This window comes from Pseudonocardia sulfidoxydans NBRC 16205 (assembly GCF_007989085.1).
GTDB lineage: Bacteria > Actinomycetota > Actinomycetes > Mycobacteriales > Pseudonocardiaceae > Pseudonocardia > Pseudonocardia sulfidoxydans.
The window spans coordinates 1-23,161 of record NZ_BJVJ01000051.1 but is presented as its reverse complement, the minus strand read 5'-3'; the positions used below and the strand labels follow the sequence as shown (position 1 = coordinate 23,161).

Annotated in this window: 22 protein-coding genes and 1 tRNA gene; 18 read left to right on the top strand and 5 right to left on the bottom strand. The window is 72.5% G+C overall.

What is annotated here, in order from left to right:
* The first annotated feature begins 4 nt into the window (after positions 1-4).
* Positions 5-1,075, top strand: coding sequence for a phosphotransferase family protein (locus tag PSU4_RS21405; RefSeq protein WP_147111352.1), 1,071 nt, complete (start codon positions 5-7; stop codon positions 1,073-1,075).
* An 82-nt stretch (positions 1,076-1,157) separates the two neighbouring features.
* On the opposite strand, the gene PSU4_RS21400 is transcribed toward PSU4_RS21405, so the two are convergent.
* Positions 1,158-1,820 carry a TetR/AcrR family transcriptional regulator gene (locus PSU4_RS21400; protein WP_147111349.1) on the bottom strand — a complete coding sequence of 221 codons (663 nt, stop codon included), beginning with the start codon at positions 1,818-1,820 and terminating at the stop codon, positions 1,158-1,160.
* Positions 1,821-2,005: 185 nt separating this feature from the next.
* On the opposite strand from PSU4_RS21400, the gene PSU4_RS21395 reads away from it, so the two are divergent.
* The 7 genes from PSU4_RS21395 (at position 2,006) to PSU4_RS21365 (ending at position 9,521) form a co-directional block, all read left to right on the top strand.
* Entirely contained in the window at positions 2,006-3,226 is a 1,221-nt protein-coding gene (locus PSU4_RS21395; protein ID WP_147111346.1) for a beta-ketoacyl-[acyl-carrier-protein] synthase family protein, read from the top strand.
* Between the two features lie 211 nt (positions 3,227-3,437).
* The gene (locus PSU4_RS21390) at positions 3,438-4,619 is read left to right on the top strand and encodes an ABC transporter substrate-binding protein (RefSeq protein WP_147111343.1); all 1,182 of its coding nucleotides are present in this window, start codon (positions 3,438-3,440) and stop codon (positions 4,617-4,619) included.
* Between the two features lie 39 nt (positions 4,620-4,658).
* Positions 4,659-6,191, top strand: coding sequence for a class I adenylate-forming enzyme family protein (locus tag PSU4_RS21385; protein WP_147111340.1), 1,533 nt, complete (start codon positions 4,659-4,661; stop codon positions 6,189-6,191).
* Between the two features lie 3 nt (positions 6,192-6,194).
* A complete protein-coding gene (locus tag PSU4_RS21380) occupies positions 6,195-7,058 on the top strand; it encodes a branched-chain amino acid ABC transporter permease (protein WP_147111337.1) in 864 nt (287 codons plus the stop codon).
* Complete coding sequence (locus tag PSU4_RS21375; RefSeq protein ID WP_246115260.1) at positions 7,055-8,092, top strand: branched-chain amino acid ABC transporter permease; 1,038 nt, start codon at positions 7,055-7,057, stop codon at positions 8,090-8,092. Before PSU4_RS21380 ends, PSU4_RS21375 begins: the two co-directional genes overlap by 4 nt.
* A complete protein-coding gene (locus tag PSU4_RS21370) occupies positions 8,089-8,835 on the top strand; it encodes an ABC transporter ATP-binding protein (RefSeq protein ID WP_147111334.1) in 747 nt (248 codons plus the stop codon). Before PSU4_RS21375 ends, PSU4_RS21370 begins: the two co-directional genes overlap by 4 nt.
* Complete coding sequence (locus PSU4_RS21365; protein ID WP_147111331.1) at positions 8,832-9,521, top strand: ABC transporter ATP-binding protein; 690 nt, start codon at positions 8,832-8,834, stop codon at positions 9,519-9,521. Before PSU4_RS21370 ends, PSU4_RS21365 begins: the two co-directional genes overlap by 4 nt.
* An 8-nt stretch (positions 9,522-9,529) precedes the next feature.
* Here PSU4_RS21365 and PSU4_RS21360 read toward each other — a convergent pair whose 3' ends face one another.
* Positions 9,530-10,666, bottom strand: coding sequence for a CaiB/BaiF CoA transferase family protein (locus PSU4_RS21360; protein ID WP_147111328.1), 1,137 nt, complete (start codon positions 10,664-10,666; stop codon positions 9,530-9,532).
* 98 nt (positions 10,667-10,764) lie between these two features.
* Here PSU4_RS21360 and PSU4_RS21355 point away from each other — a divergent pair, with 98 nt between their 5' ends.
* Genes PSU4_RS21355 through PSU4_RS21315 form a run of 9 tightly spaced genes read left to right on the top strand, consistent with a single transcriptional unit; the run spans position 10,765 to position 19,588 of the window.
* Positions 10,765-11,517 carry an enoyl-CoA hydratase/isomerase family protein gene (locus tag PSU4_RS21355; protein ID WP_147111325.1) on the top strand — a complete coding sequence of 251 codons (753 nt, stop codon included), beginning with the start codon at positions 10,765-10,767 and terminating at the stop codon, positions 11,515-11,517.
* A complete protein-coding gene (locus PSU4_RS21350) occupies positions 11,514-12,911 on the top strand; it encodes an acyl-CoA carboxylase subunit beta (RefSeq protein ID WP_147111322.1) in 1,398 nt (465 codons plus the stop codon). The genes PSU4_RS21355 and PSU4_RS21350 overlap by 4 nt, the downstream gene beginning before the upstream one ends.
* Positions 12,908-13,546 (top strand): TetR/AcrR family transcriptional regulator, encoded by a 639-nt coding sequence (locus tag PSU4_RS21345; protein ID WP_147111320.1) that lies wholly within the window; start codon positions 12,908-12,910, stop codon positions 13,544-13,546. The genes PSU4_RS21350 and PSU4_RS21345 overlap by 4 nt, the downstream gene beginning before the upstream one ends.
* The gene (locus PSU4_RS21340; RefSeq protein WP_147111317.1) at positions 13,543-14,778 is read left to right on the top strand and encodes an acyl-CoA dehydrogenase family protein; all 1,236 of its coding nucleotides are present in this window, start codon (positions 13,543-13,545) and stop codon (positions 14,776-14,778) included. Before PSU4_RS21345 ends, PSU4_RS21340 begins: the two co-directional genes overlap by 4 nt.
* Complete coding sequence (locus PSU4_RS21335; RefSeq protein ID WP_147111314.1) at positions 14,775-15,584, top strand: SDR family NAD(P)-dependent oxidoreductase; 810 nt, start codon at positions 14,775-14,777, stop codon at positions 15,582-15,584. Before PSU4_RS21340 ends, PSU4_RS21335 begins: the two co-directional genes overlap by 4 nt.
* Before the next feature lie 11 nt (positions 15,585-15,595).
* Complete coding sequence (locus PSU4_RS21330; RefSeq protein WP_246115259.1) at positions 15,596-16,006, top strand: Zn-ribbon domain-containing OB-fold protein; 411 nt, start codon at positions 15,596-15,598, stop codon at positions 16,004-16,006.
* The gene (locus PSU4_RS21325; protein ID WP_147111309.1) at positions 16,003-17,151 is read left to right on the top strand and encodes a thiolase family protein; all 1,149 of its coding nucleotides are present in this window, start codon (positions 16,003-16,005) and stop codon (positions 17,149-17,151) included. The genes PSU4_RS21330 and PSU4_RS21325 overlap by 4 nt, the downstream gene beginning before the upstream one ends.
* A gap of 11 nt (positions 17,152-17,162) precedes the next feature.
* Positions 17,163-18,461 (top strand): acyl-CoA dehydrogenase family protein, encoded by a 1,299-nt coding sequence (locus tag PSU4_RS21320; protein ID WP_147111306.1) that lies wholly within the window; start codon positions 17,163-17,165, stop codon positions 18,459-18,461.
* 11 nt (positions 18,462-18,472) lie between these two features.
* The gene (locus PSU4_RS21315; RefSeq protein WP_147111303.1) at positions 18,473-19,588 is read left to right on the top strand and encodes an acyl-CoA dehydrogenase family protein; all 1,116 of its coding nucleotides are present in this window, start codon (positions 18,473-18,475) and stop codon (positions 19,586-19,588) included.
* Positions 19,589-19,643: 55 nt separating this feature from the next.
* On the opposite strand, the gene PSU4_RS21310 is transcribed toward PSU4_RS21315, so the two are convergent.
* The 3 genes from PSU4_RS21310 to PSU4_RS31460 all read right to left on the bottom strand — a co-directional run bounded on the left by PSU4_RS21310 (position 19,644) and on the right by PSU4_RS31460 (position 22,479).
* Positions 19,644-19,716 (bottom strand) — tRNA-Gly (locus tag PSU4_RS21310).
* 69 nt (positions 19,717-19,785) lie between these two features.
* Positions 19,786-22,056, bottom strand: coding sequence for a protein translocase subunit SecD (secD, locus tag PSU4_RS21305; protein ID WP_246115258.1), 2,271 nt, complete (start codon positions 22,054-22,056; stop codon positions 19,786-19,788).
* 51 nt (positions 22,057-22,107) lie between these two features.
* Positions 22,108-22,479: a hypothetical protein gene (locus tag PSU4_RS31460; protein WP_186817101.1), complete on the bottom strand. Its 372-nt coding sequence runs from the start codon at positions 22,477-22,479 to the stop codon at positions 22,108-22,110.
* A gap of 392 nt (positions 22,480-22,871) precedes the next feature.
* On the opposite strand from PSU4_RS31460, the gene PSU4_RS21295 reads away from it, so the two are divergent.
* On the top strand, positions 22,872-23,161 hold a 290-nt coding region (locus PSU4_RS21295), incomplete at its 3' end, for a hypothetical protein (protein ID WP_147111297.1).

Genomic DNA, 23,161 nt, shown 5'->3' with positions numbered 1-23,161 from the left:
CCGGGTGAACGAGGAACCCGACGAGGTCGCGGCGGTCCGGCCCGGTGAGGAGCTCGACTGGGCTGCGCTGGAGCGGTACCTGCGCACGCACGTCGAGGGGCTCGACGGGCCGTTCGCGGTCGAGCAGTTCCCGAACGGCTCGGCCAACCTGACCTACCGGGTGTCGTTCGGGGACCGGCGTCTCGTCGTCCGGCGGCCGCCGTTCGGGGAGATCGCCCCCGGCGCGCACGACATGCGCCGCGAGTACACGACGCTCGCCTCGCTGTGGCAGGAGTTCCCGCGCGCGCCACGGGCGTTGGCGTTCTGCGACGACCACGACGTCGTCGGGTCGGACTTCCTCGTCGTCGAGTACCGGCCGGGTGTCGTCGTGTGGGGTTCGGTGCCGGCGACGATGGCGGACGTGCCCGACGCGGCCCGGCGGATCGGGTTCGCGGTGGTCGACGCCCTGGCCGACCTGCACCGCGTCGACCCGGCGGCATGCGGGCTGGCGGGACTGGGCAAACCGGACGGGTTCCTGGAACGCCAGGTCGGCGGGTGGCACCGGCGCTGGGAACGCGTGAGTGGCGACGCCGGTGCGCTGGCCGGGCAGATCGACGGCATCGGCGCGCACCTGGCGGACACGATGCCGGAGTCGCCTCGAAACGCGGTGTTGCACAACGACTACAAGGTGGACAACTGCCAGTTCGCGCCCGATGACCCCGACGTCGTCGTGTCGGTGTTCGACTGGGACATGGCCACCCTGGGGGACCCGATGGTCGACCTGGGCATCCTGCTCAACTACTGGCCGGACCCCGCGGACGCACCGGACGCCCGCGCGATCACACCGCCCGGTCTGGAGACGATCGGGCTGCCGACCCGGGGCGAGGTCGTGGAGCGCTACGCGCAGCGCGCGGGTCACGACGTCGGCGACAGCGCCTGGTACGAGGCCTTCGCGGCGTGGAAGACGATCGTGGTGCTCCAGCAGCTGCACAGCCGCTGGCTGCGCGGGGAGAGCACGGACCCGCGGATGGCGCAGCGCGGCGAGCTGATCCCTCAGTTGGTGAGGCGGGCGACGGCGATCCTGGCGAACGCCTGAGCCGGGGGAGAGTCGAGTCCGTGCAGGTCAGGCCTTGTGAGCGGCAATAGTCGCTATAGCGACTATTGCCGCTCACAGGGGCTTAGGGGGTCGGGATTCCCAGGGCGTTGGCCCACAGGCGGCTCAGCTGCTCGGCGGCCTTGTCGAGCTCGAAGTCCTCGTCGCGCAGGCACCAGCGGTAGGCGAAGTTGCTGACCATGCCGGTGAGTGCGGTGGCGGCGTAGCGGGCGTCGATGGCGGCGGGGACGTCGCCGGCGGTCTGCATGTGCTCGATGGAGCGGACGATCCGGGCGACGGCCCGTTCGCTGGCCTGGCTGCGCAGTTCGGCGACCTCCTCGTTGAGCGTCGCGGCCTGCTCCCAGACGACCATAATCCCGCGGTTGTCGTGGTAGGCGGTGAGGTAGTCGGTGTTGGCGCGCAGGATGCGGGCGTAGGCGGAGCCGTCGGTGGCGCCTGCGCGCTCGCCGTCGCCGCTGACCCTCAGGTCCTCCTCGAGCTCCTCGATGAGCGCCAGGAAGATCTCGTCCTTCGACTTGAAGTACGTGTAGAAGGAGCCGTGCGCGACGCCGGCCTCGTCGGAGATGTCGGTGATGCGGGCGTTGGTGAACCCGTCGCGGGCGAACACGACGCGGGCGGCGTCGAGGAGGGCCTGTCGGCTGCGCCGGCCACGTGCGGTCGCGGGCACGGCGCGTCGGGCCGGGGTCGCGGCGGCGTCGGTCGCCGCGCTCTCCGCGGTCTCGGTCATCGGGTCGCACCTCTCCCACGCGTTGCGGCCGCGGCGGAGTGTGTGGCACCGCACGGGGTCGGCTGATCGTATCGCCGACGTCGCGCGGCGCCGGATGCGCGACCGCTACGAATATTGACTTCGACGTCGACTTCATGCAAGGTCGGATCGTCGGAAACCAGGAAGTCGTGTCGGCGGAGGCATGCATGGAGCGGGTCGCCATCACCGGGGTCGGGATCGTCTCCCCGCTCGGACAGAGCGCGGGGGAGTTCACCTCCGGCCTCCAGGACGGCCGGGTCCGGATCGTCGAGGCACCGTGGGCGGACCCCGCCGCGGGACGCCACGCCTGGGTCTCGACCATCGAGGGTTTCGACCCGCACGCGTGGATGGACGACCGCGTCGTCGACGGCACCGACGTCTTCGCGCAGTACGCGATCGCGGCCGCAGCACAGGCGGTGGCCGACCACGACGAGGAGCTCGACGCCGAGCGCACCGGGGTCGTCCTCGGAACGACGATGTCGGGGGTGCAGTCGCTGTCCGAGGCCCAGCGTGCGCTGGATCTGGAAGGGCCGCAGGCGATCCACCGCAAGCTCAACATCAAGGCGTGGCCGAACATGGCCGCGGGCCAGCTGGCGCTGCGCTGGAAGCTGCACGGCCCGCTGCTGACGGTGTCGTCGGCGTGCGCGTCGGCCAACGACGCGATCGGCACGGCCGCGCAGATGATCGAGTCCGGCCGGGCCGACGTGATGATCGCGGGCGGCACCGAGCACGGGCTGACCGAGATCCTCTACTGGGCCCAGACGTCGTACGGGATGTCGCAGGGCGCGCCCGACCCGGCGATGGCCATGCTGCCCTTCGACGTGCGGCGGACCGGGATCGTCGAGGGTGAGGGTGCGGCCGTCCTCGTGCTGGAGCGCTACGAGCGCGCCGTCGCCCGGGGCGCGCACATCCACGGCGTCGTGCGGGGCTATGCCTCGCTCTCTGACGGGTTCCATCCGTCCTCGCCCGATCCGAGCGCGAGGTGGGAGGCCGAGGCGATCCGGCGCGCGCACGCCGACGCCGGGCTCGCGGCGTCCGACGTCGGCGCGATCGTCGCCCACGCGACGAGCACGCCCAAGGGCGACACCGTGGAGATCAAGGCGGTCAACGAGGTGTTCGGCGACCGCGGCGACTCGCTGCTGGTGACGTCGATCAAGGGCAGTGTCGGGCACACCGGCGCGGCCTCGGCGGCGATGGGCGTGATCGCGGGGCTGCAGGCGATGGACGCCGGCGCCCTGCCGCCGGTGGGCGGCACGTCCGAGGTCGAGGACGGCGCGCAGTTCCGGATCGTCACCGGCGAGCCGGCGAAGGCCGACATCGGCGTCGTGCAGGTCAACGCGTTCGGGTTCGGCGGGCAGAACAGCTCGCTCGTGATCAGCCGCGACTGATCGGCGCAACAGCGCTACCCCGTGCGGCGTCGTCGCAGGTCGGGGTGCTGTCGTGTGGGCGCGAACGGTGCGGCAGAGGCCGTGACTCGGACTTGACGTCGACTTCAACATCTGCTCGAATCCCTCCAGCGCGAACCGCATCGACGCCCGAGTCGTGACATCCGACCGGCCGGAATCGCATGCGGGACCCCCTCGGACGAAGGAGTCTGCAATGCGTTCCACCCGTGCCGCCGCGGTCGGCGTCACCCTCGCCGGAGCCCTGGTCCTCGCCGCCTGCGGCGGGGGCAGTGGTAGCTCCGCCGCCGGCGGCGACTGCGTCGTGAAGATCGGTTCGGTGTTCAGCACCACCGGTGCGGCCGCCGCATTCGGTATCGACGGTCAGAACTCGATCGACATGGCCGTCAAGGACATCAACGCCAAGGGCTTCACCGTGGCGGGCAAGCAGTGCACGTTCGAGCTCAAGTCGGCCGACATGCAGAGCAACCCCGACAACATGGCGCGCAACGCCCAGGACCTCATCACCGGCTTCGGTGCGCACTACCTGATCGGCGGCGACATGTCGCCCGCGATCCCGCCGATGGTCACCGCCGCCGAACGCACCGGCAACGTGATGGCCCTGTCGGTGACGACCTCGATGCAGAACTACGTCGCGCCCGACAAGCCGTTCTTCAAGCTCTCGGCGTCCGACGACAAGATGGTGAACAACGGCTACATCCCCGCCGTCACCAAGGCGCTGCCCGACATCAAGCGCATCGCGATGCTGATGAACAACGACGACACCGGCCGCGCGCTCGCCGACTCCTACGTCCCCGCATTCGCCCAGAACGGCGTCGAGGTCACCCAGAAGATCTTCTTCGACCCGGCCTCGCAGGACTTCGCGGCCGTCGTCAACCAGATCCCCCGCGGCAGCGTCGACGGCATCTTCATCGGCTACAACGGCGACGGCCGCGCCGCCGCGATCATGGACGCCGCGCTCGACGCGGGCCTGACCAAGAACTTCATCACCCGCGGCATCTCCGCCCTGCCCGGCCAGCAGCGTGCCGACAAGATCGACAACTACGCGTGGCTCGTCCTCGGCGCCGACCCGGCCTTCCCCAGCACCGACGAGGTCAGGGACTTCATCTCGCGCTACGCGGCCGAGTACGAGGTGGACCCGGCCAAGGTCACGTGGTTCCCGTTCACGCACTACGACTACATCGCGATGCTCGCCCAGGCGATGGAGAAGGCCGGCACGACCGACGACGTCGACAAGGTCGCGGCGGCGCTGCGCGGCGCCTCCTACGACGGCGTCGTCCAGGTCTCGTTCGACCCGTCCGGGGCCAACACCAGCCCGATGGGCGCCGGGTTCCTCACGCCCAGCGGCGGCAAGGTCGTCACGTTCGGCATCAGCTGACCCGCCCTCACCAGCAAGAACAGCCCGGAGGAGCAGCACATGCAGTACTCGGTGGCCGACATGCTGGGCATGAGCGCCCGGTCCCGCCCCGACGCCCTCGCCGCCACGGTGCTCGCGACGCCGACGTCGCCGGAACGGTCGTGGACGTTCGCACAGGTCTGGCAGCGCGTCGGCGGGCTCGCGGCGGCGATCGCGGACACACCGGCCGGGCGCAACGGCCGGATGGTCGCGACGCTGCTGCCCAACGGGCTCGACGCGCTGCTGATCTACCCGGCGGCCATGGTCGCCGGCGTGGCGTCGGTACCCGTCAACACGCGGCTGGCGCTGCCGGAGATCGCGCACATCCTGTCCGACTCCGGCGCCACCGTGGTGGTCGCCGCCGGAGCGCTGCTCGACACGGCCCGCGAGGTCGCCGCGCTCGTCGACCACGACGTCACGGTGCTCGACCTCGACACCGTGCCCAACGACGCCCCGCTGCCCGACCCCACCGGCGACCCGGCGGTCGGGCAGCAGGTGGCGGCGGTGTTCTACACGTCGGGCACCACGGGGCTGCCCAAGGGCGCCACGATGACCAACGACACCTGGCTGATCAACTGCTTCCGCTGGGGCTGGCAGCTGCGGCTGGGCCCCGACGACGACATGCTCGTCCCCGGCCCGCTGTTCCACATGTCCTACTGCAGCTTCGCGCTGTGCTGCTGGATGATCGGCGGCCGGGTGCGGATCATGCCGAACTTCGACGCCGCCGTGGCCTGTGACGAGTTCGCCGAACGGTCCACCGCGGCGTTCCTCGTCCCGTCGATGACGACGATGATCTCGGCCGAGTGGGAGCGCCGCGGCCGCACCCCGCTGCCCGCGATGAAGCGGATGATGACCGCTGGTGCGGCCGTGTCGCCGGTGCTGCTGGAGCAGGCCTACGACATCTTCCCGAACGTCGAGATCTCCGAGACCTACGGCTGGACCGAGGGCGGGTTCGCGACGTTCGAGCTCAAGTCGCGCGAGACCGTGCTCGACGGCACCGTCGGGTATCCCACGGTCGGCTGCGAGATCCTCGTCGTCGACGAGAACGACGAGCCGTGCCCGCCGGGAGAGCGCGGCGAGATCCTGCTGCGGACGCTCGCCTGTTCGTCCGGCTACCTCAACCTGGCCGAGGCCACGGCTGCGTCGTGGACCGGCGACCTCATCCGCTCCGGCGACATCGGGATCATGGACGCCGACGGCCGGCTGCGGATCGTCGACCGCAAGAACGGCATGATCATCACCGGCGGCGAGAACGTGTACGCCGCCGAGGTCGAGCAGGTCGTCGCCCAGCACCCTGCCGTGCAGGAGACCGTCGTGCTCGGCACCCCCCACGAGAAGTGGGGCGAGCAGATCGTCGCGGTCGTCGTCGCGAAGCCGGGGGAGAGCGTCGAGTCCGACGACCTGCGTGCCTTCTGCCGCGACCACCTCGCTGACTACAAGATCCCGCGGGCGGTCGTCGTCTGGCCGGAGGCGTTGCCGCGCAACTCGATGGGCAAGCTGCAGCGCTTCGTCGTCGAGAAGTCGGTGCGCGACGACGCGGTACCGGCGGGCTGAGCGGTGGACGCACTCGTCACGACGATCCTGCTCGGCATCATGCAGGGCGGGCTCTACACGCTCGTCGGCCTCGGGGTCACGCTCACCTTCGGCGTCACCCACATCCTCAACTTCGCCCACGGCGAGTTCATCACCGTCGGCGCCTACGCGTTCGTGCTGTTCGCGGGTGCCGTCGGGGCCGGGCTCGCACTCCCGCTGGCACTGCTCGTCGCGGGTGGCATCGCGGCGCTGCTCTACGTCGTCGGCTTCCGCCGCACGATCGGCAACCACCTGCAGGGCCTCGCGTTCTCGCTGGGCCTGCTGCTGTTCGTCGAGGCGTTCATGATGCGGACGTTCACGGCCACCCCGCGCAGCGGCCCGCGCATCGAGGGCACCGTCGCCCTGATCGGCCAGGAACAGATGCCGGTCGGGCGGCTCATCGTCATCGGGGTGACCGTCGTGGTCGTCGTCGTGACCGCGTTCGCCATGCGCCGCACGTGGATCGGGCTCGCCCTGCGGGCCTGCGGTGACGACGAGTTCGCCGCCTCCACCGTCGGGTTGCCCGCCAAGCGGGTCGGGCTGTACGCGTTCGTCGTCGCCGGGGTGCTCGCCGCGGTCGCCGGCGTCTGCATCGCCCTGGTCGTGCCGATCACCCCGCTGACGGGCCTGGCGTTCCTGCTCAAGGGCTTCGTCGTCGCGATCATCGGTGGGCTCGGCTCGATCGAGGGCACGTTCGTCGCCGCGATGATGCTGGGCCTGCTCGAGGCCCTGGGCACCCGCTACGTCGAGGCCGGGCTGACCAACGCCTACGGCTTCGTCCTCATGATCGTCATCCTCCTGGTCGCGCCGGCAGGTCTGTTCAATCGCAGGCAGGTGCGTGCCGGATGAGCGCCGGTCGGAGTGCGATGTCGGCGCGGCGGACGCGGCACGGCGCGGGTGTGCTCGCGGTCGGGGTCGTGCTGCTGGTGCTGGCGTTCGTGGTGCCCGAGAACCGGGTGCTGCTGCTCAACGCGTTCCTCGCCTACGGCGCGCTCGTCGTCGGCCTGGACCTGCTGGTCGGCGACCTGCGGATGATGCCCGCGGGACACGCGGCGTTCTTCGGCGCCGGCGGCTACGCGACGGTCCTGCTCTACCAGAAGGCCGGGCTGCCGCTGCCCGTCGCGGGCGTGCTCGCCGTGCTGATCGTCGGGCTGCTCGCCGCGCTGATCGGGCTGCCCGCCGTCGGCCGGTCGGCCGGGTTCTCCTTCGCGATCATCACGTTCGCGTTCGGGGAGCTGCTCATCCAGCTGATCGCCAACGTGCCGGGATTCTTCGGCGGCTCGTCGGGCCTCACGATCGACTGGGGCGTCGGCTCGGACATGCCGTTCGACTTCTCGGTCTACCGGTACTTCACGCTGTGGCTCGTCGTGGTGCTGGTCGTCGTCATGCTCGTGGTGGTCCTCGTCCGCAACTCCCACCTCGGGCTGCGGATGAAGGCCGTGCGCGCCGACGAGAACGGCACCCGCGGTCTCGGGTTCAACCCGACCACCTACAAGGGGATCGCGTTCGTCCTCGCCTCGATGCTCGCCGGGCTCGTCGGTGTCCTCTGGGCGCCGATGAACGGGTTCATCAGCCCCGACACGCTCGGTGTCAACCAGTCGATCCTGCTGCTGGGCATGCTGATCATCGGCGGCGTCGGCCGCATCACCGGCGCGCTCGTCGGCGTCGCGCTCCTGGTCACGCTGCCCGCGCTCTTCGACATGGACCCGGTGCTGCGGACCGTGCTCGTCGGCGGGCTGCTCGCGGTCGTCGCGCTGCTGCAGCCCTCGGGCATCGTCGGTGGCCTCGCGACACTGTGGACGCGGCTGCGCCGGCCGAAGAACCCACCGCCCGCCGACGGACCCGTCGACGCCACCCTGGAACCGGCGGGGGCGGGCCGATGACCGCGCGCAGCGGAGCCGTGGTCTCGGACCCGGCCACGTCCAGCGGGGCCGGCTCCCTCCTCGACGTCGACGACGTGTCCTGCGTCCTCGGCGGCGTCCGGGCGCTGTCCGAGGTGACGATGCACATCGCGCCGGGCGAGCTCGTCGGCATCATCGGGCCCAACGGCGCGGGCAAGACCACGCTGTTCAACGTCGTCACCGGGTTCGTGCCCGCGACGACCGGGGAGGTCCGCTGGGACGGCGCCCCCCTGCGCGGCGGGAAGGCCCACAAGGTCGCGCGCAGCGGGCTCGTCCGCACCTTCCAGAACGTCGGCGGCTTCACCGGGCTCACCGTCGCGGAGAACCTCGAACTGGCGACGCGCGGACGCGACCCCGAGGCCATCGAGCGGGTCGAGGCGCTGCTGCACCTCGCCGACGTGCGCGACAGATCGGTCGAGGACTGCAGCCTGGCGACGCGCAAGCTCGTCGGCATCGCGATGGCGCTGGTCCGTACGCCCAGGCTGCTGCTGCTCGACGAACCCCTCGCCGGCCTCGACGACACCGACCGCGACCGGGTGACGTCGCTGATCGAGCAGGTCCACGACTCGGGAGTGACCGTGTGCATGGTGGAGCACGACATCGGCCGGACGTTGCGCCTCGCCGACCGGATGGTCGTCCTGGACGCCGGGCGGCTCGTCGCCGCGGGAACACCGGCGGAGCTCGCACGTGACGACGTGCTCGCCCGGAACTACCTGAGCTCGTGACCCCGCACCTGGAGGTTCGCGACCTCGCCGTCCGCTACGGGCAGGCCCTCGCCGTCCGCGGCGTCTCGTTCGCGATCGGGCGCGGCGAGACACTGGCCGTGGTCGGGGCGAACGGCGGTGGGAAGAGCTCGCTGGGCAAGGCGGTCGCCCGGCTGGTCGGCTCGACCGGCGAGGTGCTGCTCGACGGCGTCGCCGTGCCGAGGACGGCCGTGGCCGCGGTGGGTGCCGGCGTCGTCTACGTGCCCGAGGGCCGGATGGTGTTCACCCAGCTCTCGGTGGCCGACAACCTGCGGGCGGGCGCGTTCAGCGTGCGCCGCAAGCACGACTGGGAGGCTCGGCGGGCGACGCTCTACGAGCGGCTGCCGCGGCTCGCGGAACGTGCGTCGGTGCGGGGTGGGCTGCTGTCGGGTGGCGAGCAGCAGCTGCTCGCGATCGGCCGCGCGCTGATGGCGTTCCCGTCAGTGCTGGTCCTCGACGAGCCGTCGCTCGGGTTGTCGCCGTCGGCCGTCGTGACGGTCACCGACTTCCTGCGCGAGATCCAGCAGGAGTACGACATGACGATCCTGCTGCTGGAGCAGAACGCGGCGTTCGCGGCGAAGCTCGCGACGCGTGCGCTGGTGCTGGAGCTGGGCGTCGTGCGCGACGAGGTGGAGGCGGCGACGCTCGCGCCCGTCGAGGGGCCGTGAGCGACCGCTCAGCCGATCACGCCACCCGCCCGCAGTGCCGCCACCTCGCCCTCGTCGATGCCCAGCTCGGCCAGCAGCGCGTCGCCGTGCTCACCGGGCCGCGGGCGTGGCGGCGGGAGCGTCGCCGGGGTGCGGTCGAACCGCGGCGCGGGGGCGGGCTGGCGCAGGCCGTCACGGGTGACGACGGTGCCGCGCGCCGCAAGGTGCGGGTCGGCCGCCGCCTCGTCACGGCTGAGGACGGGCGCGAAGCAGGTCTCGGCACCGGCGAACACGTCGCACCACTCGTCCCGGGTGCGGCCCCGGAAGACCGCGGCGACCCGCTCGCGCATCGCGGGCCACGAGGCCTGGTCCATCTGTGCCGGGAGGTCGGCGTCGGCGAGGCCGAGCCGGTCGAGGAACACCGCGTAGAACTGCGGCTCCAGCGCACCGACGGCGACGTGCCGGTCGTCGGCGGTGGCGTAGACGCCGTAGAAGTGGGCGCCGCCGTCGACCATGTTGGTGCCGCGCGGACCCCATTCGCTGCGCGCGAGGTAGGGCGCCATCAGCAGGGCGGCGCCGTCGACCATCGCGGCGTCGACGACCTGCCCGCGACCGGTCGTGCGCGCGGAGACGATGCCGCACACCAGCCCGAACGCGAGCAGCATCCCGCCGCCGCCGAAGTCGCCGACGAGGTTGAGCGGCAGCACGGGATCACCGCCGCCCGCGGGGCCGATCGAGTCGAGCACGCCGGTCAGGGCGATGTAGGTGACGTCGTGGCCGACGGTCGGGGCGAGCGGGCCGTCCTGGCCCCAGCCGGTCATCCGCCCGTAGACGAGGGCGGGGTTGCGGGCCAGGCAGGGCGCCGGGCCGACGCCGAGCCGTTCGGCGACGCCGGGCCGGTAGCCCTCCATGAGCGCGTCGGCGCCGGCGACGAGGTCGAGCACGATCGCGACGCCGCGCGGGTCCTTGAGGTTCACCGCGATGCTGCGCCGGCCGCGCTCGATGACCTCGCTGAGCTCGGTCGACTCGGCCACCTCGTGGTGGCGGGTGACGCGGTCGACGCGGATCACGTCGGCGCCCATGTCGGCCAGCATCATGCCCGCGAACGGTGCCGGTCCGAGCCCCGCGAGCTCGACGACGCGCACTCCGGTGAGGGGTCCTGTCACGTCCGGCAGTCAATCCGGACTCGACGTCGACGTCAAGTTTGTATGAAGTTGACGTCGGAATCAGATAATCGTACGGTGAGGACGAAGGGGGGCCGACGATGACCGACACCGTGCTGGTCGAGACCCGGGACCGGGTCCGGCTGGTGACCTTGAACCGCCCCGACCGCTACAACGCCATGACCGACGAGCTCCTCGGAGCCCTCGTCGCCGCACTCGACGACGCCGCCACCGACGACGCGATCGGCGCCGTCGTCGTCACCGGAGCGGGCAAGGCCTTCTGCGCCGGCGGCGACCTCGGCGCGATCGACGACTTCCGTCCCGACCTGGGCCTCGACGAACGTACCGCCGCCCTGCGCGAACTGCAGCGCGCGAGCCTGCTGCTCCACGACATGCCCAAGGCCACGATCGCCGCGGTCAACGGCCCGTGCGCCGGCGCCGGGCTCGCCCTCGCCTGCGCCGCCGACCTGCGCTTCGCCACCCGCACCGCCGTGTTCAAGACGTCGTTCCTCGGCGTCACACTCACCGGCGACTTCGGCGGCACCTGGTCGCTGCCGCGCATCGTCGGCTGGGGCCGCGCCCGCGAGCTGTACCTGCTCGACGAACGCGTCGACGCGACGCGCGCGCTGGCCATGGGACTCGTGTCCGGCGTCGAGGAGGGAGACGGCTTCCTCGACGCCGTCCTCGACCGCGCCCACGCGCTCGCCGCCGCGCCCGCGAACACCGTCGCCGGCATCAAGGCCAACTTCACCGACGGCGAGACCACCGACTTCGCCACCGCCCTCGACGCCGAGGCGGTCCGGCAGGTCCAGGCCGTGCAGGCGGCGATCGACCGCGCGGGCGGAACCGCATGAGCGCCGCCGTCGAGCACGTCCCCGACGCCGCCCGCCGCGACCCGGCCGTCCGGCTCGCCGACCTCTGCGACCCCGGGACGCTCCACGACGTCGTCGCCGTCGACGGGCTCGTCGCCGGCCGCGGGCTCCTCGACGGCGTCGCCTCCCGGGTCTTCGCCACCGACCCGCGCGTCCAGGGCGGCGCGCTCGGCCGCGACGGCTGCGCACTCGTCGTCGGCGCCTACGACGCAGCGCTCACCGCGGGCGAACCCGTCGTCGGCATCTGGCAGTCCGGCGGCGCCCGGCTGCGCGAAGGCGCCGGCAGCCTCGACGCCATCGGCCGCATCTTCCGCGCGATGACCCTGGCCAGCGGGCGGATCCCACAGGTCAGCGTCGTGCTCGGGCCATCGGCGGGTGGGGCGGCCTACGGGCCCGCGCTCACCGACGTCGTCGTCACCGGGCCCGACGCACGCGTGTTCGTCACCGGCCCCGACGTCGTCCGCAGCGTCACCGGCGAGGACGTCGACGCCCTGTCGCTCGGCGGGCCGCAGGTGCACGCCCGCCACTCCGGGGTCGCCCACGTCGCCGCCCCCGACGACGACGCCGCGTACACCGCGGCGCGCGAGATCGTCGGGCTGCTCGCCGACCGCCGCCGGCCCGCACCGCGTGTGCGCCGCGCCGTCGACCCCGCGACGCTCATGCCGCCCTCGCCACGGCGAGCCTACGACGTGCGCCCCGTCGTCGACGCCCTGCTCGACGCTCCCGCCCACGAGCTCGCCCCGCGCTGGGCGCCCAACATCGTCACCGCGCTCGGGCGCATCGACGGCCGCTCCGTCGGCGTGCTGGCCAACAACCCGCTGCGCCTCGGCGGCTGCCTCACGGCGACGTCGTCGGACAAGGCGGCCCGGTTCGTCCGCACCTGCGACAGCCTCGGCGTCCCGCTGGTCGTGCTCGTCGACGTCCCCGGCTACCTGCCCGGCGCCGCCCAGGAGCTCGACGGTGTCGTCCGGCGCGGCGCGAAACTGTTGCACGCCTTCGCCTGCGCGTCGGTCCCGCGGGTCACCGTCGTCACCCGCAAGGCCTACGGCGGCGCCTACATCGCCATGAACAGCACGTCGCTGGGCGCGACCCGGGTGTTCGCGTGGCCCGCCGCGACCGTCGACGTCATGAACCCCGTCGCGGCCGTACGCATCCTGCACCGCCGCGACCTCGCCGGGCTCGACGGCGCCGCGCGCGACCACGCCGAGGCCGCCCTCGTCGACACCCACGCCCGCGAGACCGGCGGGCTCGCCGACGCTGTCGCCGCCGGGTACGTCGACGAGATCGTCGCGCCGGCGGCCACCCGCGACGCGATCGCCCGGACCCTCGCCGCCGCGGCCGACACGCGCGGCCGCCCGGGGAACATGCCGCTGTGAGCGCACCGATCACTGCGCAGGACGGGCTCACCCCCCGTGGGCGGCGCACCCGCGAGGCGCTGGTCGACGCCGCCAAGGACATCTTCGAACGCGACGGGTTCGGCGCCCGGATCACCGACATCGCCGAGCACGCCGGCGTCGCACACGGCACCTTCTACACCTACTTCGACTCCAAGGAGGAGATCTTCCTCGCGGTCAGCCAGGAGCTCCTCGAGGAGTTCTTCCCCGCCGCACACACCCGGCCGACGCCCGCACCCGACGCCTGGACCGCCATCGAGGCCGCGAACCGGCGCTACCTGGAGGCCTACCTGCGGCACGGCCGGCTCATGGTCCTGTGGGAGGAGATGCCCGGCGTCAGCCCAGGCCTGTCCGACCTGATCGACGACGCCCGCGCCACCGTCGTCGACCGCACCCGCCGCGCGATCCTGCGGCTGCAGGACGACGGCCGCGCCGACCCGGACGTCGACGCCCGCTACGCCGCCCACGCCCTCGGCGGCATGGTCAACCGCTTCGCCTACGGCTGGGTCGCCAAGGACGAACCGTTCGACCTCGACACCGCCGTCACCCAGCTCAGCCTGCTGTGGGCCAACGCCTTGTGCGTGCCCGTCCCCCGACCGGAACGGAGGCTTCGATGACGCCCTCCCCAGAGGCGACGCTCCTGGAGTTCACCGAGACCGCCCGCGCCTGGCTCACCGAGCACGCCGCACCCCGGCGCCCCGGCGACGACCGCGGTACCGACGTCGCCGTCTTCCACGACCTGCCCGCCGACCGCGAACGTGCCCTCATCGACCGCATCTGCGACTGGCAATGCACCAAGTTCGACGCCGGCTACGGCGCGCTGACCTGGCCCGAGGAGGCCGGGGGAGCGGGCTTGTCCGACCGGCATGCCGAGGCGTTCGGCGACCTGGAGGCCGGTTTCGACGTCCCCGGCCAGCACGAGCTGACCTCGGTGAGCGTCTCGCTGATCGCGCCGACCGTGCAGATGTTCGGCACCCCGGCGCAGAAGGCACGGCTCGTGCGCGGGCTGTTGCGCGGCGACGAGCTGGCCTGCCAGCTGTTCTCCGAGCCGTCGGCGGGCTCCGACCTCGCCGGGCTCGCCACCCGCGCGGTCCGCGACGGCGACGACTGGGTCGTGACGGGCCAGAAGGTGTGGAGCTCCGGCGCCCAGTTCGCCGGGTGGGGCGAGCTGATCGCGCGCACCGACCCCGACGTCGCGAAACACAAGGGGCTCACCGCGTTCCTGCTGCCGATGGACACCCCGGGTGTCGACGTGCGGCCGCTGCGGCAGATGTCGGGCGGCTCCTCGTTCTGCGAGGTGTTCCTCGACGAGGTCCGCATCCCCGACGTGCTGCGCCTCGGCGAGGTCGGCGACGGCTGGAAGGTCGCGCTCGCGACCCTGGGCTTCGAACGCGGCCACTCCGGGTCCGAGGCCCGCGTCGGTGGCGGGTTCACCCAGCTCCTGGCTGCCGCGCAGCGCCTCGACCGCACCGGCGACGCGGACGTTCGACGCCTGCTCGCCGACGTCTGGGTACACGAGAAGCTCGCGTCGGTCGCGGCGCAGCGCGACCGGGAGGCCCGCCTCGCCGGCGTCGCGCCCGGCCCGATCGGGTCGCTGCGCAAGCTCGCGTGGGCCCAGGGGCTGACCCTGGTGTCCGAGGCGGCGACGACGATTCTGGGGAACCAGCTCGTCGCGGACTCGGGCGGGGACTTCTTCGGATGGACCGAGCACGTCCTCGGCGCCCCCGGATACCGCATCGCCGGCGGCTCCGACGAGGTGCAGCGCACGATCATCGGTGAGCGCCTGCTCGGCCTGCCGCCCGAACCGCGCGGGGACCGCGGCGTCCCGTGGAAGGAGATCCCGCGATGACCCGTCCCGGACCCCGCAGCGTCGCCGAGGCCGTCGCCGCGGCGCGCGCCGTCGAGAAACCGCTGGCCGGGCGCACCGCGCTCGTCACGGGCGGCTCCCGCGGCCTCGGCCGCGAGATCGCCATCGCCTTCGCCGCCGCCGGTGCCGACGTCGCCGTCGTCAGCCGCAAGAAGGACGCCTGCGAGGCCCTCGCCGAAGAGCTCGCCGACGCCACCGGCCAGAAGGTCACCGCCCACGGCGCGCACGTCGCCGACTGGGAACGCGTCCCGACGCTGCTCGACGAGGTCGAGGCCGAGCTGGGCGTCGTCGACGTGCTCGTCAACAACGCCGGGATGGCGCCGGTCTACCCGAGCCTCGACGAGGTCACCGAGCTGCTGTGGGACAAGGTGATCGGGGTGAACCTGAAGGGGCCCTTCCGGTTCATGGCCGCGGCCGGGAAGCGGATGGTCGCCGCCGGCGGGGGCGCGATGCTCAACATCAGCTCGATCGCGTCGGTCCGGCCCACCGCGCACGACCTGCCCTACGCCGCTGCCAAGGCCGGGCTCAACGTCCTCACCAAGGGGTTCGCCCAGGAGTACGGGCCGAGCGTGCGGGTCAACACGATCCTCGCCGGGCCGTTCTTCACCGACATCGCCGCCGGCTGGGACATGGAGTTCTTCGACCGGCTCACCGCCGACTGGCCGCAGAGCCGCGGCGGCGACCCGGCCGAGATCGTCGGCGCCGCGCTCTACCTGTGCGGCCCGACGGCCGGTTTCACCACCGGCACCCTGCTCACCGTCGACGGTGGCGGGACGGCCGCGCCATGACTGGAGGTCCCTTGCCCCGCACGGTCGACGACTCGCTGTTCACCGCCGACGGGACGGCCCTGCTCGGCAGCCGTTGCGACGACTGCGGCGCCCACACGTTCCCGCGCCAGGGCGGCTGCCCGCGCTGCACGGGCTCCTCGATGGCCGACGTCGCGCTCGCCCGTGAGGGCACGCTCTGGTCGTTCACGATCCAGGGTTTCCGGCCCAAGACGCCCTACCAGGGCCCGGACGAGTTCGAGCCCTACGGCGTCGGCTACGTCGAGCTGCCGGGGCAGCTGATCGTCGAGGCCCGGCTCACCGAGAACGACCCCGACCGCCTGGAGATCGGCATGCCCATGCGCATGGAGATGATCCCGTTCCGCACCGACGACGCCGGCGAACCCGTGCTGACGTTCGCGTTCACACCAGTGGGTCGGTCGTGACCGCGGCGCTCGCGATCGTCGGGATCGGCATCCATCCCTTCGGCCGCACCGAGGGCGTCTCCGGCCGGGCCCAGGCCGTGCACGCCGTCCGCGCCGCCCTCGCCGACGCCGGGGTCCGGTTCGGCGACATGCAGTTCGGGTTCGGCGGCAGCTGGTCGGCAGGCGACCCCGACACCCTCGTCTCCGAGCTGGGCCTGACCAGCCTGCCCTTCATCAACGTCGCCAACGGCTGCGCCACCGGCGGCAGCGCGCTGATCGGCGCCGACGCCGCGATCCGCTCCGGCACCCACGACCTAGGGCTCGTCGTCGGCTTCGACAAGCACCCGCGCGGCGCCTTCAACACCGACCCCGCCTCGCACGGCATCGGCGCCTGGTACGGCGAGACCGGCCTGATGCTGACGACGCAGTTCTTCGGCCTGAAGATCCAGCGCTACCTGCACACCCACGGCATCGGCACCGAGGTGCTCGCGACGATCGCCGAGAAGGCGTTCCGCAACGGCGCGCTCAACCCCAACGCGTGGCGGCGCAAGGAGATCGGCGCCGACGAGATCGCCGCGGCGCCGATGATCAGCCACCCGCTGACCCAGTACATGTACTGCTCGCCGGGGGAGGGGGCCGTCGCGTTCGTCGTGTGCCGGGCCGACCGGGCCCACGACTACTGCGAGAACCCCGTCCACCTCAGCGGGGCCGCGCTGCGCTCGCGGCGCTACGGCTCGTTCGAGGTGTTCAGCCCCTGGCTCGCCGTGGACGCCGCGCAGAGCCCCACCGTCGACGCCGCTGCCGCAGCATTCGCGCAGGCCGGGCTCACCCCCGCCGACGTCGACGTCGCCCAGGTCCAGGACACCGAGTCCGGCGCCGAGCTGATGCACATGGCCGAGACCGGGCTGTGCGAGCACGGCGCGCAGGAGGAGCTGATCTCCTCCGGCGCCACCACGATCACGGGGAGCCTGCCCGTCAACACCGACGGCGGCTGCATCGCCAACGGCGAACCCATCGGCGCGTCCGGGCTGCGGCAGGTCTACGAGACGGCCCTGCAGCTGCGCGGCGAGGCCGGCGACCACCAGGTCCCCGGCGATCCGCGCGTCGGTTTCACCCACGTCTACGGCGCACCCGGCATCTCCGCGTGCACCGTGCTGACCCGCTGAGAGGCACGCACATGGGCTGGGACTTCGAGACCGACCCCGACGTCCAGCGCGAGCTGGACTGGGTCGACGAGTTCGTCCGCACCGAGATCGAACCCGTCGACCAGGTGATCGAGCACGCCTGGAACGTCCACGACCCGGCGCGCAACGCGCTGATCAAGCCGCTGCAGGACGTCGTGCGCGACCGCGGTCTGTGGGCCTGTCACCTCGGGCCCGAGCTGGGCGGCAAGGGCTACGGCCAGCTCCGGCTCGCGCTGCTCAACGAGCAGCTCGGCCGCTCCCACTCCGCGCCCGTGGTGTTCGGCTGCCAGGCCCCCGATTCGGGCAATGCGGAAATCCTCGCCCATTACGGCACCGAGCACCTGAAGAAGACCTACCTCGAACCGCTGGTCGCGAACGAGATCGTGTCCTGCTTCTCCATGACCGAGCCCCACGGCGGCTCCGACCCCACCGGGTTCCGCACCACCGCCGTCCTCGACGGCGACGACTGGGTCATCAACGGTGAGAAGTGGTTCTCCAGCCACGCCCTGTTCGCCGACTTCCTCATCGTCATGGCCGTCACCGAACCCGACGCGCCGCGGCACAAGTCCATGTCGATGTTCGTCGTGCCCGCCGACACCCCCGGCCTCGAGCGCGTCCGCGACGTCTCCGTGTGGGGGCACGAGGAGTCCGTCGGCACCCACCAGTACCTGCGCTACACCGACGTCCGCGTCCCCGCCGAGAACCTGCTCGGTGAGCGCGGCGCCGGGTTCGCCGTCGCCCAGACCCGCCTCGGCGGCGGCCGCATCCACCACGCCATGCGCACCGTCGGCCTCGTGACGACCGCGTTCGAACTGATGAAGCGTCGCGCCGTCTCCCGCACCACCAAGGGCGACCGGCTCGCCGACAAGCAGCTCGTCGCGCAGATGATCGCCGACACCTGGATCGAGCTCGAACAGTTCCGGCTGCTCGTGCTGCGCACAGCCTGGCGGATCGACCGCTACAACGACTACCGCAAGGTCCGCGCCGACATCTCCGCCGTCAAGGCCGCCATGCCCAAGGTCCTGCTCGACGCGTCGTCACGCGCCATCCAGATCCACGGCTCGCTCGGCATCTCCACCGAGCTGCCCTTCGGCAAATGGGTCATGGAGTCCTTCCACATGGGACTCGCCGACGGCGCCACCGAGATCCACAAGGTCAACCTCGCGCAGGCCCTGCTGCGCGGCACCGACCCCGACGACGGGCTGTTCCCGCCCTACATCCGCCCCACCCTGCGCGCCGCGGCCCACGACCGGTTCGCCGACGTCCTGGCCGCTGCCGCCGACGACGACTGACGGGAGATCGCATGCGGTACACGCCCGATGCCGACGCCGAGGAGCTCCGCGCCACCGTGCGCGCCTTCCTCGACAAGCACCTCCCCGTCGACGCCGTGTTCGCCGAGCTGCGCGACGACCGCGGCTGGGACGCGGGCGTGTGGCGCCGCTTCGCCGGCGAGCTCGGCGCCGTCGCCCTCGACGTCCCCGAGGACCTCGGCGGGGCGGGCGCCGGCATCCGCGAGCTCGCCGTCGTCGCCGAGGAACTGGGGCGCGTCCCGTCGCGGCTGCCGTGGCTCTCCACCGCCGTCCTCGCCGTCGGCGCGCTCACGGCGTGCGACGACGCCGTCGACCTCCTCGACGGGCTGCTGTCCGGCGACACCACCGCCACCCTCGCCCACCTCGAGGACCCCGCCGGGTGGGACCCCGCCACGGTCGCGACCGTCGCCGAACCCGGGGCCGACAGCTGGCGGCTCACCGGCACCAAGACCCTCGTCGTCGAAGGCGCGAGCGCCGACCTGCTGCTCGTCGTCGCCCGCGCAGGCGACGAGCTCGGGCTGTTCGCCGTGCACAGCGTCGCCACGGGGCTGACCCGCACACCGCTCGAGGCCCTCGACCTCAACCGTCAGCTCGCCCGCGTCGACATGGCCCGCGTCGCGGCACGCCGCATCGGCGCCGGTCACGACATCGGTGCCCTGATCGCGAGCGTCCTCGACCGCGCGGTCATCGCGCTCGCCGCCGAGCAGCTCGGCGGGGCCGCCGCCGCACTCGACGCCGCCGTCGCCTACGCCGGGGAACGGCTGCAGTTCGGCCGGCCCATCGGCACCTTCCAGGCCATCAAACACCGCTGCGCCGACATGGCCGTCCAGGTCGAGGCCGCCCGCTCGGCCGTCGCCTGGGTGACCGCCTGCGCCGACGAGGAACCCGAGGACCTGCCCGCGGCCGTCGCCGTCGCCGCCATGACGTGCGGCGCGGCGTACCGGTTCGTCGCCGGGGAGAACATCCAGGTGCACGGCGGGATCGGCTTCACCTGGGAGCACCCGGCGCACCTGCACTTCCGGCGCGCCGCCACCGACGCCGTGCTGTTCGGCGACCACGCCGCACACCGCGAACGGCTGCTCGCCGCGATAGGAGTGACCACCCTGTGAGCGGCGATAGTCGCTAGAGCGACTATCGCCACTCACGAGCTCTCGGGCGTGTGAGAGCGGACGACGGGATTCGAACCCGCGACCCTCACCTTGGCAAGGTGATGCGCTACCAGCTGCGCTACGTCCGCACGTCCGGCACCGGACCGGTGGGACAACGGTAGCCGACGTGACGATCACGCCGGCCACCGGTGCCACCCTCAGACGACGGCGCCGTCGGCCCGTCTCGGGCTGCGCGTCGGCCGGCCCGCGGGCCGCTTCTTCCGCGTCCCCGGCTCGGCGTCACCGAACCGTCGCTGCAGCGCGATCGTCAGCGGCACCGCGACCGTCACCGTCGACACGGTGCCCGCGACGATGCCCAGGATCAGGGCCAACGCGAAGTCCGCCAACGTCTCCCCGCCCAGCACCAGCAGCGCCGCCAGGATCACGAGCGTCGCCAGACCCGTGTTCACGGTGCGCGGCAACGTCGACAGCACCGCCGAACCCGCCACCCGGTGGAACGGCTCCTTCCGCCGCGTCGCCCGCTCCGCCCGCACCCGGTCGAACACCACCACCGAGTCGTTCACCGTGTACCCGATCACCGTCAACAGGGCCGCGACGAACACGCCGTCGATCATGCGGCCCGTCCACGCGAACCAGCCGACGACGATCGCCACGTTCGCCGCCAGCGCCGCCACCGCGCCCGCTCCGTACGTCCAGCGGAACCGCACCGCCAGGTAGATCAGCTGCGCAGCCAGCGCCACCGCCAAGGCGATCAACGCGCCCCGCGCCAGCTCCGCGCCCAAGCTCGGCCCGATCAGCTCGTCCTGCTCCAGCTCCGCGCCGCCACCCACGGCGGCCAGGGCCTCCCGCAGCGCGGCCACATCGGTATCGACGATGTCGTTGCCACGCACCGAGATACCGCCGTCGCCGGTCATCTGGACGGGCAGCCCACCCAGCCCCGCCTCGGCCACCGCGGCGCGCGCGGCGTCCGCATCCACCGGGTTCGTCGTCGTGAACTCGACCGAACGCCCACCCGTGAACTCCACACCCAGGTCGAGCCCGCGCACCGCGAGCCCAGCAAGCGCCGCCACGACGACGAGCGCCGAGATCGCGAGGTAGCGCCCCGCCGGCCGCAGCAGCCCCGGGTCCGCCTTCTCCAAGCGGCGCCGCACCGGCCCGATCGTCGACAACCCCGTCCACGCCGGATGCGCGCGGATGACCTTGCGGCGCAGCATCCAGATCGTCAGCAGCCGCGACAGCACCAGCGCCGAGAACAGCGACACCACGACACCGAGCGTCAGCGTCACCCCGAACCCGCGCACCGGCCCCGACGCCAGCCAGAACAACAACGCACCGGCCAGCAACGTCGTCACCGCCGAGTCGATCACCGCCGTGAACGCGCCCTTGTACCCGCGTTCCGACGCCCGCTCCAGCCGCGGCCGCTTCGCGTACTCCTCCCGCGCCCGCTCCGCGACCAGCACGTTCGCGTCGACCGCCATCCCGATCGCCAGCACGAACCCCGCCAGACCCGGCAACGTCAACGTCGCCCCCAGCGCGATCAGCCCCGCATACGCCACCAACGCGTACCCCGCCAGCGCGACGACCGCCACCAACCCCGCGAGCCGGTACGCCACCAGCAGGAACACGCCCGTCAACGCCGTCCCGATCAACGCCGCCAGCACGCTCGCCTCGATCGCCGACGCACCCAACGTCGGACCCACCGTCCGCTGCTCGATGATCTCCACCGGCACCGGCAGCGCGCCACCCTGGATCAGGACCGCCAGCTCCCGGGCCTGCTCCACGCTGAACGAGCCGCTGATCTGCGTGCTCCCACCCAGCATGCCGACGCCACAGCCGATCGACGGGTCCAGCTGCGGCGACGAGATCACCTGCGAGTCCAGGACGATCGCGATCCGCCGCGCCGGATCCCCGGCCGGGGCGCACGCCGTCTCCGCCGTCAGCTGCCGCCACTTCTCCCCGCCCGCACCCGAGAACGAGACGTCGACGACCGAGCCGATCACCCCCTGCGACCCCGCCGCCGACTGCGCCGACTCCACGTCCTCACCCACCAGCGCGGGCGGGCCCACCAGCAACGGCGCCCCCGAGTCGTCGACGACCTGCTCGCTGTCCGCCGACGGCGCGTTCAGCACCGGCCGGATCGTCAGCTGCGCGGTGCGGCCCAACACCTCCGCGGCCTCCGCCGGGTCCTGCAGCCCCGGCAGCTCCACGACGATGCGCCTCTCGCCCGACCGGTTCAGCGACGGCTCCGCGACCCCCAACCCGTCGACCCGGCCCCGCAGCACCTCCAGCACACGGTCGGCCGCCTCGGAGTCGGCGGTGATACCCGGGGCGTCCCGGGTCTCCAGGACGATCTGCGTGCCACCACGCAGATCCAGGCCGAGCGTGGGGGAACCGGTCGCCGCGACCGCGGCCGACCCACCGACGACGACGAGCGCCGCCAGAGCGCGCGCGAGCAGAGGACTTTTCACAGGGACCTTCGGTGAGAGCCCGCGCGAGGCGGGGTGAGGAGACGGACGGCGTCAGACCGTCGTCACCGGAGGGCCGCGCCCGCACCGGGGCGACCACGTCGCGGCAGGCCCCGTCGTCGCGACCTCGGACCCACAGGCCCACGCCCCGGCCGGGCGCGGGGTCGTGGCGGCAGGCGCGACGACGGCCGACATCACGGGCCAGGACGCGACCGTCGAACCGTGGACCACCGGGGAGTCCGACGCGGCCACACGCCGCGTCCCCGACTCCGCTCGCGCCGGCGTCACCGTCCCGATCGTCCGCGTCGCCGCGTCGCCCGGCTGGTGCGCCCGCGCCGGTACCGGACCCACCGGCACCAACAACGCCACCAACAGCGCCAGGAGCACGGGCCACCGCAGCGGCACACGCACGGCGACGCTGGACACGGCACTCCTCGGGGATCGACGGACCCCGCCACGGTACCGGCGGTCCGTCACCACATGTCCGGTTCGTCCAGCCGGCGGCATGTGCAACCCATGTGGAAGGTGCCCCGCGCCTTGCGACCGCCCAGACACGAGCGCACCGTGACGGAAAGGTCCGTGATCGTCGGTGAGCCGCCCGCGCCTCTGGGACGCGCGAGGACGGCCGAGGTTGCGTCGAGTTTCGGCCAACCCGTTGCGCTGCACGGCGCAACTTCGGAAAAGGCGGTAACGGCCCGTCTATGTCCAACGCTGGGGAGATCAAGGAGATACGGCTCCCCGCTGAGTATCTCCAGGCTTCTGCAGATTTCCCGACGTCCGGCACCCCGACCGGTCGTCTCGTGCTGGAAGGACTGGACGTGAACAAGAACCTGCTCCGTGGCGCGTACGTCGCCGCCATGTCGGGCGGTCTGTTGCTGCTGGCAAACACCGCGGCGCACGCCGACGAGAACCACAATGAAGCGCACAAGACGACGGGCGACGACATCGCCAGCACGGCGACCTTCGACAAGAACGATCTTCGCTACCACCACACCAACGCCCGCAGCCACAGCGCAGACCCGAAGACCGAGCGCAACCGCGGCGGCGACAGCGACGGCACGCGCGGCGACGGTCACGGCCAGCGCGGCGGCAACGGTGGTGGCCAGTC